Raw genomic sequence first — 18,333 nt, 5'->3', positions numbered from 1 at the left:
TGAGAAACTAAAGAAACGCCGTAATAAAACATTAAAGCAATACCATTTATATCGCCAAATAGGCTGCCCACCATAACCCACCAGCTGTAACATAAGCTCTCATCACCCAATCGAATGCCTCATTAACTGATACCAAACTGATACGGATACTTTTATCTCCCTCTTATAACTTTTCTTAGTCACCAAAAAGTTTGGCGCTAGCACGTCACCCAACCCACTGGCGGCATAACAATAAAACTGTTGGCTAAAAAAGGAAAAATCATGAATATCTCAATAACCCCGTCTGTCGGCGTTGCTCGATTAGGCAACTCTGAACGTGAAGATTTTATACTCAATCCTACAAAGATAGGCGGTTTACCCTATGAGTGTTGTTTAGATGGCAACGGATGGCAAGTCGAAACAACACATCCGACTCAAGGAGTCGTCACTTTTTCAAGCGAATATATCGTTGATGCGTCTGGACGAAACACGAATCTTGGAAAAAAGCTCGGCATACAAAGAGCCCAGTATGATCAGCTCGTCGCCATTGGCGCATTCATCCAAAGACCCAATCGTCAGTTTGAACAAAGGCAGTTCATCGAAAGTTGCGAATCTGGTTGGTGGTATTGCGCTGGTCTTTCGAAAGATCTTGCCGTCGTCACCTATTTTACAGAGATGAAACTGGTGAAGTCTAACAGACTTAATAGAGTAGATAATTGGTCCACCCAATTGAAACACACTCATAAAATATCTTCACTTGTCCAAGGCTCTCAAAGCATGCACTCCAAACTGTGGATCAAACAAGCTAGTAGTGAAATCACAAGCTCTTCCTACCCTAACAACTACATTGCAATTGGTGACGTTGCTGCCTCCTATGATCCGATATCATCCATGGGGCTAGGATTTGCTTTGAGCAGTGCATGTCATGGCGCTCAAGCGTTAATGGAAGGAACCCGAGAAGTTCACAAAAAATACCAAGCGAGTTCTCGTGTCTTGTTTAATCAGTACCTTCAGATCAGAGCAGATATTTATCGAAGAGAACATCGCTGGTTAAATTCCCCATTCTGGAAGGAAAGGCAACGAATGGTACTCTGTGATTGATAACGGTTTAATGAACAGTTAACAGATTACCATCACACAGTCCCCAAATTGGGCATGCACAACCTTATTCAGAAGCCAACCTTTAATCACTGGCTTCTGAACTTTTCTAGACAAGTCATTTCATTACGAATCAGCGACTTTAAACCGAAATAAGCAAACAGGTATAGAGACCAATCAAAAAGTATTGATAGAGGAGCGTTTCTACAATTTGATTTATATGCATACTGACTCATAATGTTACTTCCAAAAGTAGAATTAATTTCATTGATGGAGTACACGGATGACTAACAGGGATGGTAGGGTTCCTCTCGATATTTCTCTTCTCAAGCAACTACGTAGAGCAAAGGGATTAAGCCAAGAAAAGTTGGCGGAGTTATGTTTCGAACGTGGATTAGTCGTTTCAATTTCATCGATTAAACGTGCCGAATCAGGGGCAAATGTGTTACATCGAACGGCAGCCAATCTAGCCGAATTTTTCGAAGTTCAAGTAGAACACTTACTTGCTAGACAATCGCGTAAAATCGATTTAGTGCAGCCTTCTACTATCAATGACAAAACGCTAGCCCTTATTGTCGACATCAGGCCACCTCTAACTGCTACTCAGCTTGAGCGCAAACTACAAGATGAAAGTTTAGAGATACTAACCCAAGGCCAACGTAGCGTAATAAGATGGCCAATGCACGAGTGTGATGAGTTTATTTTTGTTCATATTACTCAACTTGCTCGCCAGTTACAGAGACAGTTCAATAACGCCATCCGGATAATTCTTACCAGTGATAATGATCCCTACTTTCATTGGCTTAAAACCAAGCCTTTTGACTTTAGCCAAGCCAATGGTTTCTTCAATCACTTAGCATGGGGCGAGGCCGCGGCTTGTTCTTGCTTTGTCTCGTCTAATTGCCTCTCCCCCAAGCAACGTTTACATGTAAATGATCAGACTGGTCACTGGTATTTAGTGTCATTAAGCCAAACTAACAATGGGCACTTTATTGGACGCCAAAAAGAGTTAAAGGCGGTCAGCGCCGGAATCAAATACTGGTTGAAGCATCAAACAGGTCAAGCTTTTTGCCTAACTGGTATGGCGGGAATAGGAAAAACCCGTTTACTAAACCAAACCATTGAAACCTTTGAGAGCTACTGTGATTCCATCACTCAAATCCAGAACTTAAATCATGGCCAAGCTGAACCCCAGTCACCAACCAACGTTCTAGTTCGTGCAATATGTGGCTTTTTACGAACAGATAGCGACGAACATATCAGGCGAGATATTATTGAATCTAGGATTCCATCATCTTGTCATTTGTGTCTCTATTGGTTAATGGGCATATCGCTTAACGAAACGGAAAAACGCCTCCTTGATCTGATGGAGTTTCACTCTTTACAAGAGACGATCGAACAATCAGTACCATATTGGCTCAACCATAGCCGGAGTTTGCCACCTCAGCTAATTATCATTGAGGATGTTCATTGGGCTGACGACATAATGTTTACCATATTAGCTAACCTACTCCCCCACATTACGAACTCTAACGTTTTTCTCATCTTAACCTTTAGGCAACAGCAACAACTCTCACTGCCCCAACCTTGGTTCAAATATGTCTCCTTGATTGAGCTAAACCAACTATCAGAAGAAGAAGCGTATCAATTGGCTAACTCAATGGTTCCTGATCAACACGAGTTAATCGAAAACTGTCTAAAGCTTGCCAACGGTCATCCACTGTTTCTAAGACAGACCCTACTATGCGCTAAGCTTTCTACAGGCGTCCCGGAATCGCTAGAACATGTTGTCTCGACCCAGCTTGCTCAATTGCCAATGGATGATTACCTAGCTCTACAAACTGCATCGGTGTTAGGTCAATATTTTCAACTCGATCAGCTACGCGAAATAGCCACTTTACCGAACTATGTCCCTGACACTCTGCTAGAAATGGGACTGGTGAAACTTCAAGGACTTCAATATGTTTTCCATCATGACTTGATTTGCAGTGCGATACGCAACCAAATCGAGCGATCAGAACGAGAAAAAATACACCTACGGTGTGCGACGTGGTATCAAGATAAAGACCTTTATCTATACGCCATACATACTCAATGCTCTGGTACAGACAACGCTTTTGAGATACTCGATCAAACCGCACATCACTACCTGAACAACTTTCAATTTGAAAAAGCACTTTCACTAATTGATAGGGCCACAAAAATCGCCCCCACTCATAAGTTCGCCTACGCATTAAACATGAAAGGTAACTGCCTTTACTCAATGGGGAAAGTACCTGAGAGCATCGAAGCACTCGAGCTAGCTGTAGAGAATGCAATCAACGACTTAGATAAAACACAGTTTCACCTCGATTTAATCAATCCATATCGCCTAACTGACCGCTTTGAACAAGCTATGAATATATTAGATTTAGCTCAACGGTATTCTGAACAACAAGGGCGATATAAACAACTGTGTGAGATCCATTCAATGCGAGGCAATATGCTTTTTCCCACAGGTCAACTTAACGCTTGCGAACATGAACATGTCATTGCCTTGAATTACAGCCAGCAAGCAAATTGCGTGCAAGCTAGAGCAAAATCCCTCGGAGGACTCGGCGATTGCGCTTACGCACAGGGAAAAATGGTTAACTCATATGATTACTTAACTCAGTGCCTTGAATTGTGCGAGCAGCATAATCTATTAAGTACCGAAACAACGAACCGCTATATGCTCGCCACGGTCATGATTTATCAACTTCAGTCCTCTGAAGCCCTTAAGCACGCACAGCACGCTTCCAACCTAGCTTATCTCACAGCAAACAGGCGTGCCGAAATTGTCGCTCGATTAACCGCAAGTTGGATCTTTCTTGACAGGAATGATTTAGCGCAAGCAGAACACGAAATTGAAACGGCACTGCAGCTCTCAAGGCAGTTAGAAGCACATCGATTTGTCGCTTTCTTGTTAGAATCACGGGCGAGGCTAAATTGGTATCGAGGACACAAAGAAAATGCAAACAAAGATATAGAGGCGGGACTCAAGCTAGTCGAACGTTACAAACTGCATAATTTTATTGGGCCTTGGTTAGCCTCAACCCAAGCACTAGTTTGCGAGGAGCATAATAGCGCTTTCGCATATTTAGAGCTGGGGGAATTTTGGTTAGAATCAACTTGTGTCGGGCATAATTATTTACGGTTTTACCAACAAGCTATTCAGGTTGCATGGGAATATAAAACACCTTCACTTTTAAAGCGCTACAGAGACAAGTTAGCTACCTTTACTGCTGATGATTGCAACCCGTGGAGTGAATTCTATATAGAGCAAGCTGACATTATGCTCGCCTTACTTAATCAATCAAGCTCTGTTTCTGATCTACTGCACTTTAATCAAGCAGCACAGTTACATCACCTCGAACAGGCAAAAATCAGTGTCGATGAGTTCAATCAATGGCTATATGCGCCTGAAACCTAATTACTAAAAACTATATAACCCAACACGCTGATTTCAAATCAATACGCCGATAACTAAGCAGTCCTAGATATCGGCGCACCATCAAGAGGTTTACAGTTTAAGCCTCACTTAACTCTTTATGTGTCGCTGTAAGCTTTTCAAGGTTTTCAACTTGGTCGTTAGACTCCAAAGTTACAGGTTGGTTTTCAACGTCAACCCAGTTTCCATCGGAGTCTTTGTAGCTGTAAAAAGCAACACCTGATTTCCAGTCATCGTTAAGTAAAATTCGTAATGTTACGTTGTGCAGATCGACACCAACTGGTGGGATTCCAGGATAAGCTTGGTAACCTTGCAAATTAATCATGATATGACAGTCACGCATAGTCGCTTGATAATGATAGTTACCCGTCAACTCAGTATGAACATGAAGCGGTGGACTCACCGCTTGGGTAATATTCCCCTTACCAGTGATCGACTGCCCTGGTCCGCCAACCAACAGTTTAACGTCAAAGCGGATACCACCAGCCAACTTATTACCAATGATATAACTCGCTAAGAAGACATCGTGCGATTGATTAGTTTGATTTTTCATTTTGTATTTTCTCCAACTGAACATGTCGTTAATGACATCTTAAAGCTAGAGAAAGGCGAGATGATTATCCGTATCACTTTAGGTTCACATCACGATTGTCAATTTAATCATCAACTTAACTACTCTGTCTAATTGGAGGATAGTAAAAGTGGCACGAACTGTATTCTTAGCAGCGCAAATCATCTCTACTCATATCGTGCTTACGCATAGCAGAAAGAAAAAGTATCTCACTAAAGGTTCAGATCTTTTATTTATCAGAAAGATGGAGCAACTGATACCAAACTGATACTAGGACCATTCTCCCTCTTGATTAAGCTCTTAGTAGGCTTACAACAACAATGGAAGAAACCATGAAACCATGTGACAAACATGAACTTATTCTAGAAGCGTCAACTAAAGCTCCTGATCCACATACTCAACGCTTAGCAGTCCTCTCAACCTTTGCAATCTTCACAAATAATGCCAAGCGTTTTGTCCAAAAAATGGAACAAGATGGATTTGATAAACACAGACTACTGACCGCTGAAGATAAGTCTCTCTCGGAAGTACCTGGGCTGACTCCCTTTCAAGTTGAGCGAATGGTGTTTAATACCCGATATCAATATCAACCCTTTGTGATCGTGATGTGTCAAAGCACTCAAGAGGTTCAACAAGCCTACCTGACCGCAATAGAATTGCAGCTTCCGATTAGGGTACGCTCAGGAGGGCATGACCATGCCGGGGAATGCAGCGGTGATAATGTGGTATTAATTGATGTCACCGGAATAAAAACATTCAAGCTCGATGAGGATGGCGTAATTGCGACTATTGGCGCTGGGTTTAGGTTTTATGAACTGACGCCATTACTGGCGGAACATAACCGAATGATCGCGCATGGAACTTGTGCAACTGTAGGGTTAACCGGTTTCATTCAAGGTGGAGGCTGGGGGCCATGGACACGAAAGTATGGTATGTGTTGTGAATACCTACGTAGTGCAACTCTTGTGCTCGGTGATGGTAGTATTATTCGCGCTTCGAAAGACTGTTATTCCGAACTTTTTTGGGCGTTACGTGGTGGAGGTGGCATGAGTTACGGCATCATCACTGAAATGGAGATCGAAACTTTTGCTTTACCCAACGAAATTATTCGCTTTGAGCTAGAGTGGAATCCTTATCATAAAGAGGAACAAAAATGTCCACAACAACTAGAATACTCGAAACCACAACCTTGCCAAAGCACATTACATATACTTAAAGCATGGGAGCAAGTAGTCAACGAAACTCCCCAGACAGATTCCTGCCAATTACTGGGAACCAATTTAAAAATTGATGCTTTCCCCGCCATTGACGACTTTCCAACCCAAGAAGACTTAAACAATATCGGTTTACTCAGCCATCACTGCTTAATGTATGGGTATTGGGAAGGAACGCCAGACTCGCTGACAGAATTCCTAAATTCTCGATTTAAGACATGCATGCCAAACGAGGTGACCATTCATACACCTCACGGTGCTAACTATCCTAACAACTTATACGATCATAGTCTCATGAGCTCTTGGGGTCGATACTCTTTGGGACAAAATGGCACTCCATTCCCTCCAGATTATGATGCGCCAGCTCCCCACAAGATCACCTCTCGTTTGGTCAAGGAAGATGGGTTGTCTGATGAGGGTTATAGAGAACTATTGTTAAGTCTGATCTCTCCTCTTATCAAACCTGAAAATCGTGAATTAGGTCTGTTTAGCTATGTGACGCTGGGCGCTATCGCAGGCGATTTCTACTCGATAACTCAACCAAATGACTTAGAGGATATTGCTTTCCCTTATCGTAATTGCCAGTACACGATTCAATATCAGACTTGGTGGAACGAAGAGATAAAGCAAAAGTTCGAATTTCAAAATAACCCTGTTTTGGTTGATATAAACCGCGCTATGGACTGGATTGGCAAAGCCCGTGAACAAAAGATAGAAGGGACAGGCGGCGCATTTATCAGCTTCAAAGATCCTTCAATACCAACCGAAATCTATTTTGGGGAACACTATGAAAGATTGGTGAAGGCTAAAAAAGTGTATGCTAAAGATCCGTTCAATCATTTACGAACTAATAAAACCATCTTTTAAACGGTGAACTAATCGAGTCATCGTAGATTTACTCATCGCTAGCCGGAGTACCGATCCGGCTTCTGTCCTCCTCGTTTCTTACGCTTGTTGTAATTAGAATACTTAATAAAAATCACAACATATGCGTTCCAGCGCATACAAAATACATTCAGCCAATAAATATGCAACAACGCAAATATCAATGTACTAGTGTTGTAGTTAATAGAGTCGACCATCTATTTAAGGTCACCAATCACATAACGATTGATTAGGAAGACAGGGCATGGAATATAATTTAGAAGATGTATTGCTACTACATATGTCTCACCAAGATAAACAACGAAATTCAAAACAAGAACAATTCGCATGCCTACGTACAGATCTAGACACCCTGTTACAACACACAATTCGAGAGCAACTCCAAAGACTCACAATACAACACTTTTCAGAGGCAGAGCGATGCCGAAGACTGCGAGAGAGTTTCGCGATTGCAATAGAGTGCGCATTATCAAACCAGGCTATTAATCATCAACAATTGGAGCCCCTTTTTGAAGAGATGTATTCGTGTTCAGTACAGTCTATGGCATTTTCAGGAATCACAGAGGAACAATTAACACTTCAGTACATCTGTCCAACCGGTCTACTCATGTCAGTACACAACAGTAAGCACACCATCAAAGATATATATCGAATTCGTAGTTATGCTCGCGGTTTACATCAGGTAATCGAGCATAAATTAAAGCACCAAAATGACGTTTCTATTCTCTACCCTGCTTGCGGCCCATTTGCTCCATTAGTATTGCCCTTGTTTGCCTATTATAAGAATCACAGGCTCTATGAAAATAAGCTCTTTCACATCACATTAATAGACGCGCAACGAGGCGCTGTTCTCGTACTGAACCAACTCATTAAAGACTTAAAACTCGATGTCACCATAAACCTTATTGAGCAAGACGCCTGCACATATGAAACGAAACGTGAATATGATGTTCTGCTTTTAGAAGCCTTACAGCATGGGTTTACTCAAGAGGGGCACCTCAGCATAGCTAAACATCTGATAAAATTTTTAAAAGTAGATGGAACTATGCTACCTGAGAAAATACAGGTCAAAGGCATTCTAGTACATGGAGAAACTGAATTTAATCAACAATGGAAATCCGCGGAATATGCACACTCAAACCATCAATCTATATCCGCCCAAAAAGACCGAGTAGAAATCGGTACGTTGATGGAAATAAGTAAGTCGTCTTTGCTCAAAATGAAAGAAATCGTTCTGAATAATGGTGTCAAAGTTATTCCTGCCCATTCAATTCTTCTCCCAAAAAACGTTTCTGATATTTCACAGCGGATACTGGCTATTTATGCACAGATCGATACTTACAATAAGGAACGGATCAATGCGTATGACTCAGGTATTACACATCCCAAGCCAGATATGGATTTCTATGTAGATTCAAAACCTTTGGCAATTGACAGTGCTCACTTCATTGCTCGAAGTGGCGAGCAAATCAATTTCTACTACCGCTTATCAGGTTTACCTGGTTTTGTTGCAACGAAATAAGGCGGGACAAAAAATGACTGAAAGATACGTTGTGTTTAGTGGTAGTTGTTACTGTTTGAGCCTAGTCGACTTTCTGTATCAGCATAATAAGCTTGCTGCTGTTGTTTTACCAACCCAAGAGGTCGCAGAAAACTCAGACTTAGCTCAGTTGAGAAAAACCTTGTCACAACATCAAATCCCCACGATCCAATATGACAATACCAATGTGAGTAAATGCGTATCTCAGCTTGATGAACTTAGAGTGACATCAGGTCTAATTTATCTTTTCAGACACCTCATCCCCCAACCTCTATTATCTTATTTTTCACACGAATTATTGAATATACATCCTGGTTATTTACCTACTTATCGAGGCTCGACGCCGATATTTTGGCAGATTGCTAGAGGTGAAAAGTCAGCAATGCTCTCTTTACATCGCGCCACAGAAAAGGTGGACTCCGGTGAATTAGCGTTGCAACTGGAAGTTCCCATCCACCCTTTTGACACTTCTCAATGTTTATTCTCGAAAATGTCACAGGCTTTACCCATGCTATTTGAACGTTATCAACAATTGAAAATGAGTGGTGAACTCCATTTTTCACCCCAGACTGAAACCGCAGTAATTTCCAAAGTTCGGGAGCGCGACTTATTCATAGACTGGCAAAAACAGAGCAGTTTAGAAATCGTTAATTTTTCTAGAGCATCTAATCCCGAATTTTGTGGATCACGAGTCCTTATTCGAGGCGAAGCAATTAATCTACTTCAGGCTACAGCTACAGCCACCAGGATCAAAGGTATCGCTACTGGAACCATCTTGGCCTCTAGCCAAAATAACGGGTTGATCATCAAGACCATCGATAGTGCGATACGGTTGGATATTCTCGCTACTCAGCAGGGAGTATTTGATGGCTATCGGTTCGCTACATTGTTTGGATTAGATGCAGGGATGAACCTCAACCAATTGGTGTAACTAGAACCACGGTTAGTGCGAGTTCACCTAAATCCAATGCCCCTTAGTGAAATTCAAATCATAGGAGTGATTATGGCTACTGAACCTCTTCTAGGAACAATGACTGCCTTTGCCGGAAATTTTTCCATCAGAGGCTTTGCCTTATGTAAAGGACAAACCGTTTCTATTGCTGACAATCAGGCTTTGTTTTCCTTGTTAGGAACTACTTATGGAGGAGACGGGCGTTCGACCTTTAAACTCCCTGATCTACAAGGACGAAGTCTCGTTGGCATCGGCCAAAGGCCCGGCGGACTCAATTATATTCGAGGAAAACAAATCGGGGATGAAAAAGTAATCATTGCTATCGGGAACATGCCCGAGCATTCTCATTCGGCTATTTTTTCTCCGCTAGGTAGCGCAACTTCAGCCTCTCTGAAAGTCGCCACCAATAAAGCCAATACAAAAGTTCCTGATACGGATTCCTATCTTGCCCAAAATACCTCCGAAAGCTTTTTCAAGCCTGGGTTCGAAACTGAGACTCTCACTGACATTAAAGGGATGACTCTTTCTGGAGGAATAACTGGGGGTACGGTTTCGGTCGGAGGTACTGGAGGCTCTCAACCATTGAATATTCTTAATCCCGCGTTGCCAATCAGCTGGCAGATTTCCATGAAAGGGGCTTATCCCTCCCGTAACGACTAAGCAGCGACACCATATGTAGCGAACTGTTAATTTCGTTCACATTTACGTTAGTTCCACATAACCCACAAGACTAAGAACGACATTCAAAACATTAACCAACTGAATGTTTTATTGATCAAGTCGCAATCATAAACGGAGATCTGAATATGAGATTGAGTAAGTTTGCACAAACTTTTTCTTTGGCATTCATATCCGCTGCCTTTTTCTCAGGAAGTACTTGGGCAGCGCAGAAGACGGTAGATTATTCTTATGGCTCAGGTGACAATTTAAGCCACATACAAGACGGAGCTAATGGTGTATCTGATATCAGCCTAGACAATACAGGTGATGTAACGATGGTACTGGATGCTGGGGGGAATAGTGATGGAATACCATTCACAGGCCTAAACGATTTTTCTTTCGCAATTCAGTCCACTTTTTCCAGTACTATGATTAGTGACGATAATACAGACAGAGGGTTTCGATTCTATGAAAGCTCAGGCACTAACTTTAGCTTTGATAGTATTACGTTTATACAAGGCTCGGACAGATCAAACGATACAACTTACACTATTACCTTAACTGGATATTCTGACGGGCAACAAACGGTTACTGAGTCTGTAGAGTTACCTAAGGGAGGAGAGGCAAACTCTAACCTTTTTGATGCGTTTTCAATCTCTAGAGATACGGACTATATTGATGAAGCTTGGAAAGATGTAGATACGGTGACAATGGCTTTCTTCTGTACAGCCGCCCAAGATTGTAACGAATCACGCTATGCAGTTCGAGACATCACAATAGATGATGCAACGACAACAGATTCCGCAGCCCCACTCTATATCAGAACAAACTCCACTCCTATTGATGATAGCGCCAATGTATCCATTAACAATGATATCGTTGTCGCTTTTGACGAAAACATCATTTTGGGCATTGGTAATATCGCAATATATAACGTTACCGATGATAATGACTTTGAAACCTTCGATGTAACGCTTAAAAGCGATGGCTATTCAACCTCCCCTGCCGCCGGTAGAGTAAGCATCAGTGGTAACAAGCTTTATATAAATCCAACCAACGACTTATTAGGTAACCGAACTTTTGCAATTCATATCGATGCTAACGTGATCCAAGATAATAACGGCAATTCCTTTTCAGGAATCAATGACAACACCACCTTTAACTTTATTACACTAAATACTGCACCCAACGTGGACTTAAACTCCGAAATAAGTGGGAGCGATAATGAAGTAAACTTCATTGAAGGTGGCGGAGCCGTCAACATTACAACTTCATCCTTGGTTACTGAGTCCGATAACGACACAATCAAAACTATAACCATAACTTTGACAAACGATTACCATGGTACAGCTGAAGGATTAAGTGTCACAGCATCAGCCCAAAATAGCCTGACAGGCGTATCGGACGCATCCGATATTGTATTACAAGACACCATTTCAATGTCGAATATGATGGCATCGGCTTCTGAAATCTCTGCATTTCTAGACGCTCTCACTTACAACAACACATTCATCACACCAGACGAAACATCTCGTATTGTTACTGTTGTTATCAACGACGGAAGTGCAGATAGCACCTCTCGCTCTACAACTATTAATGTAGAAGCCCTGAATCGAGCACCATCAAACATTACATTGTCACTTGCATCAATTAATCAATCCTCTACTGGCGACAACATCACTGTTGGTGCATTGAGCACTGAAGATGCCGATTTAAGTGACAGCCACACCTATTCTCTTGTGGCAGCAAACACAAGCGAAAACGGTACTTGTACTTCAGGGAGCGGTAATAGTAGCTTCGTCATCAATGGTGACAATTTGCAAACACGAAGCGCTTTGATTCCCGGAACTTATGTCGCTTGCGTACAAACTGACGATACGACGACCACCTTTCAAAAAAGCGTTACGATTACGGTTTTAGACGATGTAGCCCCTATTTCGCTGTCAATCACCACACCTATTGAAGGTGATGGCGTGATAAATTCCACAGAGGTCAATAGCGTATTGATTTCTGGTAGCGACGCAGAAGCCAGCAACAGTATTACTGTCACTGTATCGGATAGCATCAACCCTACCGTGACGCGCAACGTCATCGCGGACAATGGTGGGAATTGGACTCTAAGTGGCAGTGAATTGGACTTAAGCAGCCTAAATGATGGCTCACTCACTGTATCAGCGACCCAGAAGGATGCTTCAGGCAATACTTCAACACCGTCTTCACAAAGCATCGTATTGGATACAAGTAAACCAACGGTTACCACATTCACAACATCAGAAAACGCTTTAAAAGCAGGCCAAAACTCAACAATTGACATCACTTTAAGCGAACCAAGCTCTAACTTTTCACTAATTGATGTTACAGCAAGTAATGGCCAACTTTCGGATTTTACTGGTAGTGGTACCACTTATGTTGCTCTTCTCACCCCAACCGAAAACGCTGAAGGTAATGTGACACTAGAGATAAAAGCTGGTGTATTTTCTGATCAAGCCGGTAACGTAAATATTGCCGCAACACCACTCTCCCTCAGTTTCGATACTCTTCCCCCAAATGGACACCGTATTGAAATCGATCAAGCCTCCATTGATGCAACCAATGAATCTGCCATGAGTTTTACATTGTATGATGCAGAGGTAGGATCATACTTTACTTATGAGATCACTGATGGCGTTGCAACAATAGCAAGTCCGGGGTCAACGCTCATTACTTCAACGGTTCAACAAATCACGGGGTTAGATGTCACGACATTATTAGAAACAGATTTGATGTTATCCGTCGTACTCACTGACACTTCAGAAAACGTCTCAGAAGCGGTCACAGATACAGTTGCAAAACAATATGACGCGGCACCTGTGGCAATGGACGATAGTTTCTCTACTAATGAAGATACAAGCGTACAGTTCGATATATTAGCGAATGACAGTGATATTAATGATGATCTCGTCGCTTCATCAGCAATTGTTCAATCGCAACCAGTGAAGGGGCGAATCAGCATTACCAACGGTATTGTTACCTATACACCCAATGCCAATGTGTCAGGAGCAGACAGTTTCGTTTACACAGTTAAAGACGCAAAGTTACAAGAATCGAACACCGCTATCGCCACAATTACCATTAATGCGATTAACGACGCGCCTATAGCAACGGATCTTGTAATCAATACAGATGAAGATACCGCGAGTAACGCATTAAATGTACGTAATAGCTCTACTGATTTGGAGGATAATATCCCGACCGGTGAGCTTCAAATTGTATCCGCACCACGAATTGGCGAGGTCATCCTAGATCAGGAAGCTGGCACGATAGTTTATACACCAAGTCCGAATGCATTTGGCAGTGATAACTTTACATACACAGTAAGTGATAGCGAAGGTTTGGTTTCGAATACTGCAACGGTTAGTGTCAACATTGGAGCAATCAATGATGCACCAATAGCTAATGCAGATAGCTTGATATTCGATGAAGATACCACATCCACATTGGATGTACTTGGCAATGATACCGATATTGAAGAATCAGCTTTTGTGCAAAGCAATATCACTCTTCAAGATCTGGGGCAAGGGAGTGGTATCTATCCCTTTGCTACCGTAAGTATCAATCAGGATGGCACTTTGAAAATAGCCCCAACACAGGATATCACTGGGGTACACAGCTTTACTTATACGCTGACAGACAGTGGACAAGCGGTATCGCATAGTGCAGTGGTGACTTTAAGCATTACCGCAATCAATGATGCTCCAATCGCAATTGATAACAAAGCACAACTATTCGAAGAAGGTCAATTTGAAGTTAATGTTTTGGGTAACGATACTGATGTTGACTCAGGAGATGCCCTCAACACAAACAGCGTTAGCGTTAGCCTAAAACCTAACAACGGCATTGTTCAGGTGACTTCCACAGGCACAATCATCTACACGGCAAAAACGGACTTTTATGGCGAAGACAGCTTTACCTATACAGTAGAAGATACGGCTGGAGCACTCTCCAACGAAGCCACTGTAACCATGACAGTGACTCCAGTTAACGATGCCCCAACAGCAACATCGCAATCACTAACATTAAGCGAAGATGAAAACCTTGATATCACGCTAATCGGCCGTGATATTGAGAGCGATAGCCTTACCTATACCATCACAACCCAACCACTTAACGGCACACTGCTCCAACTTTCTTATAACATGTGGAGATACATACCCTCCGCTGATTACCATGGTTCTGATAGTTTCGAATTCATTGCAAATGATGGTGAACTAGGCTCAGAACCCGCGACTATCACACTCAGCGTACTCGCCACTAACGATGCTCCTTCCGCCCAGCATATGGCCATTAAAGGCCGAGAAGAACAAGCTTTAACTATCACGTTAGAAGGAGAAGATGTTGAAGGTTCCCCCCTAACCTATCGCATCATCAACCAACCGCAACACGGTAGTATCACGCTTAATGGTACTAAAGTGACCTATCACGGAAACGACCACTACTTTGGTGAAGACAGTTTTACCTATGTCGTAAACGATGGCGAATTAGATTCTGATGCAGCAATAGTCAGCTTAACCTTGTCTAACGTACATGATGCTCCAATCATTGTTGGCACCCCGAGTACGTTGCTCAATCAAGGAGAGACTTATACCTTTACGCCGGTCGTAACCGATGTCGATAGTAGTAAATTTACCTTCAGTGCAAAAAACTTACCAGACTGGTTAATCCTTGATCCATTGACCGGGACACTGACTGGCACACCATCAAATGACGACGTAGGCTCTGTGTCTAACGTTCTATTAACCGTTAGTGATGGAAAGACTAGTACTTCATTACCACATTTCAATCTAACGGTTAATAATGTGAACGATGAACCTCAAGCAATTAACGACATTTATATATTTACCCAAGAAGATGAAGGCACCTATCTATTAGATGTTTTAAGTAATGATAGCGACGAAGATGGAGACAATCTCAAGTTAGTATGGATAAGTAGTTCAGCTGGAAGTGTTGAGGTAATGGGCAGTCAGCTAAAATTTACCTATGACAAGGTAGGCACGACAACACTCCAATATGGCGTTAGTGATGGTAATGGTGGTAAAGCTAATGCAACCGTTGAAGTCAGCATAGAAAGTTCTGTACTTAACGCACCGAGCATTACTGCACCAGCGGACATCGAAGCTAATGCAACAGGTTTATATACTAAGGTGCCACTTGGTGTAGCAATGGCCAAAGACAGCATTGGCAACGATCTGCCGGTCAGTCTGGTCGATGGGCGAACTCTTTTTGCTCCAGGCATTACTACGGTATTCTGGAGCACTCAAGATTCTGAAGGAAATATCGCGCAAGATGTACAACTCGTCACAGTACATCCGTTAGTTAGTATCGAAAAAGATGGGCAAACCACTGAAGGAACAAGTCATTCGGTTAACGTTATACTAAACGGCAGTTCCCCGTCCTACCCTGTAACAATACCTTACACAGTATCTGGCACTGCAAGTAGCTCTGACCATTCTTTACGAGATGGTCAAGTAGTGATTGAGTCTGGCACCACTGGAACAATTGACTTTGATGTTCTTACTGATGATGTTTCCGAGAGCATAGAAACCATTATTATTGACCTTGATGCTCAACTGAACCTAGGCAGCAAGTATCAATATGTATTGACCATCAGTGAGCACAATGTGGCACCTACTGTAGAGATTACCATCTATCAATCTGGAGAAAAGCGCAGCCGCATTGAAAAAACAAATGATATCGTCACAGTTACTGCTGCACTGACGGATGCCAACACCAGTGACAGGCATATACTTCGTTGGTCAACAGATAATGATGAATTAGCTACTTTAATTGCGGGACAAGAAGCCAACGCCAGCCTATATTTTTCTGCAGAACAACTGCCTAACGCAATTTACTCCCTTACTCTTCGAGTAACTGATGATGGTGATGAGTCGCTTTCAGTCACCCAAAACGCTTTCATTGAGGTAAATGAAGCACTGCCAACACTGAGTGCATCTATCGATAGTGATGGTGATTTAATTCCTGATGCTGAAGAAGGTCATAATGACAGTGATAATGATGGGATCCCAGATTACCTTGATGCGATTTCAGACTGTAACGTAGTACAACAACGTGTCATCGATCTAAATAACTTTTTAGTAGAAGGTCAACCAGGGGTATGTTTACGCAAAGGTGTGAGTACCTTAGAAAATCAAACTGGTGGTGTCGAATTGTTGGAGAGTGAATTACTGCAAGATGAACAAGCCAGTAATATTGGCGGTATCTTCGATTTTGTCGCCACAGGTTTGCCGCAAGCTGGACAAAGCTATCAATTGGTTATACCACAACGCCTTCCTATACCCGCCAATGCTGTCTACCGTAAACTCCAAGCCGAGCAAGGTTGGCAGGATTTTGTAATAGACATGAACAACTCAGTTGCATCAACACTTGGTGAGCGAGGTTACTGCCCTCCACCAGGAGGCGCGAGTTGGATTGACGGTTTAAATGAGGGGCATTGGTGCGTTCAAGTCACTATAAAAGATGGCGGGCCAAATGATGATGATAACATCGCTAACGGAACCATCATTGATCCAAGTGGGGTTGCGGTTCGAGCAAGTGACACTGTTTTGCCACAACCCACTGATGACAAAATTAAAATTCATCGTAATGGTTCAGCTACCATTGATGTCTTGAACAACGACACAACCTCTGATGGACAAAGTCTGTCAATTAGCCATGCAACCACCAATATTGGTCGTGTTTCGATTGTCAATAATCAGTTGTATTACACTGCTGCAAGTCAATTCATTGGTGAAGACAACATTAACTACAGCATTACGGATAGTGTTGGCGGTACAGGAAGTGCCAACGTGGCTGTAACGGTAATTAACAGCCAAGCCCCTTATGCCATCGATGATTTTAGCCAAACGAATGACCGCTCAATGATAACAATTAATGTATTAAGTAATGATTATGACCCCGACAATGATGCATTGAGCGTAGTCTCCGCAGTCGCTATTCGAGGAACCGTCACTATCAATGACCAAGAAGCCCTACTCTATACACCACCTCTTGGGTTTGAGGGTGAAGACTCAATAACTTACTTAATTCAAGATACGCATGGCTTAGAGGCAAAAGGGAAAGTAACAGTGAAAGTAACCCTAACACATGATGCAGTCGTATCGAATCAGTCCGGTGCGGGCTCGATGAATCTGATATGGCTATTTCTATTAAGTTTCTTAACGGCGATGAGATCCCACAAATTACAGTGTGCTTTTGTCGCACTTCTAGCCGTGAGTTTCAATAGTCGCGCAAATTGGTTTGTTGAAGGGGAATTGGGCATCAGCGAAGCCGATGATAGAAATATATCATCCACAGAAACACTCTACTCCACAGATACTTCTGACCGATTTTTTTCCGTAGCTGTTAGCTACAGTATCGATCCAGACTGGTCAGTTTCTTTACGTTATATCGACATGGGCTCAGGTAGTGCACGCTTGAAATCAACGACAACAACACCCACTCAGTATCACCAAAGTGTCGCATCTATTGCTCCCATTCTTGTACAGGGCTTTGGCTTTGATACTCGCTATCGCTTTTGGCAACAGGGAGATTGGTTTACTGATGTGACACTTGGTGTAATAAGCTGGGAAACAGAGGTAGAGAGTAAATATTTAGACAACAAGATTACGACTCAATTCGATGGAATCGATTCGTATGCAGGTCTAGGCGTTGGCTATACCGTAACAGATCGAGTGAGTATCACTTTAAAGTTATCTCGGTACTTTCTCGATGAGAATGACATCGATACTGCAACAGCTATCTTACGTTATCAATGGCCCCGATAAGCATGTTAAGCGATCAAAAATCGACTTGTTACATGCATTCATATTACGTACTTAAACACTAAGACTAATATGTCGATAATCTTTGTATAGCAATGCGAGCCTTAAGTCGTCATAACGGTGAAACAATAAAGTATTCATAATCTAA

At 42.3% G+C, this 18,333-nt stretch carries 8 protein-coding genes; 7 read left to right on the top strand and 1 reads right to left on the bottom strand.

Annotation, left to right across the window (positions count from 1 at the left end):
• Positions 1 to 261 precede the first annotated feature (261 nt).
• Both ATB76_RS16045 and ATB76_RS16040 read left to right on the top strand, forming a co-directional pair.
• Positions 262 to 1,080, top strand: coding sequence for a hypothetical protein (locus tag ATB76_RS16045; protein ID WP_061035692.1), 819 nt, complete (start codon positions 262 to 264; stop codon positions 1,078 to 1,080).
• Positions 1,081 to 1,360: 280 nt separating this feature from the next.
• Entirely contained in the window at positions 1,361 to 4,528 is a 3,168-nt protein-coding gene (locus tag ATB76_RS16040; protein ID WP_061035691.1) for an AAA family ATPase, read from the top strand.
• Between the two features lie 97 nt (positions 4,529 to 4,625).
• On the opposite strand, the gene ATB76_RS16035 is transcribed toward ATB76_RS16040, so the two are convergent.
• Positions 4,626 to 5,099, bottom strand: a complete 474-nt coding sequence (locus tag ATB76_RS16035) for a DUF1842 domain-containing protein (protein WP_042601311.1) — start codon at positions 5,097 to 5,099, stop codon at positions 4,626 to 4,628.
• A gap of 350 nt (positions 5,100 to 5,449) precedes the next feature.
• Here ATB76_RS16035 and ATB76_RS16030 point away from each other — a divergent pair, with 350 nt between their 5' ends.
• From ATB76_RS16030 to ATB76_RS16010, 5 genes are all read left to right on the top strand, one after another.
• Positions 5,450 to 7,198 carry an FAD-dependent oxidoreductase gene (locus tag ATB76_RS16030; RefSeq protein ID WP_240538043.1) on the top strand — a complete coding sequence of 583 codons (1,749 nt, stop codon included), beginning with the start codon at positions 5,450 to 5,452 and terminating at the stop codon, positions 7,196 to 7,198.
• A gap of 262 nt (positions 7,199 to 7,460) precedes the next feature.
• Positions 7,461 to 8,738 carry a hypothetical protein gene (locus ATB76_RS16025; RefSeq protein WP_179946844.1) on the top strand — a complete coding sequence of 426 codons (1,278 nt, stop codon included), beginning with the start codon at positions 7,461 to 7,463 and terminating at the stop codon, positions 8,736 to 8,738.
• A 13-nt stretch (positions 8,739 to 8,751) separates the two neighbouring features.
• Complete coding sequence (locus tag ATB76_RS16020; protein WP_061035689.1) at positions 8,752 to 9,687, top strand: formyltransferase family protein; 936 nt, start codon at positions 8,752 to 8,754, stop codon at positions 9,685 to 9,687.
• A 72-nt stretch (positions 9,688 to 9,759) separates the two neighbouring features.
• Positions 9,760 to 10,368 carry a tail fiber protein gene (locus ATB76_RS16015; protein ID WP_061035688.1) on the top strand — a complete coding sequence of 203 codons (609 nt, stop codon included), beginning with the start codon at positions 9,760 to 9,762 and terminating at the stop codon, positions 10,366 to 10,368.
• 146 nt (positions 10,369 to 10,514) lie between these two features.
• Positions 10,515 to 18,188, top strand: coding sequence for a tandem-95 repeat protein (locus tag ATB76_RS16010; protein ID WP_061035687.1), 7,674 nt, complete (start codon positions 10,515 to 10,517; stop codon positions 18,186 to 18,188).
• Positions 18,189 to 18,333: the final 145 nt, after the last annotated feature.

Source organism: Vibrio sp. MOR3 (genome assembly GCF_001557775.1).
Lineage (GTDB): Bacteria > Pseudomonadota > Gammaproteobacteria > Enterobacterales > Vibrionaceae > Vibrio > Vibrio jasicida.
This window is presented reverse-complemented; position numbering and strand designations above follow the sequence as displayed.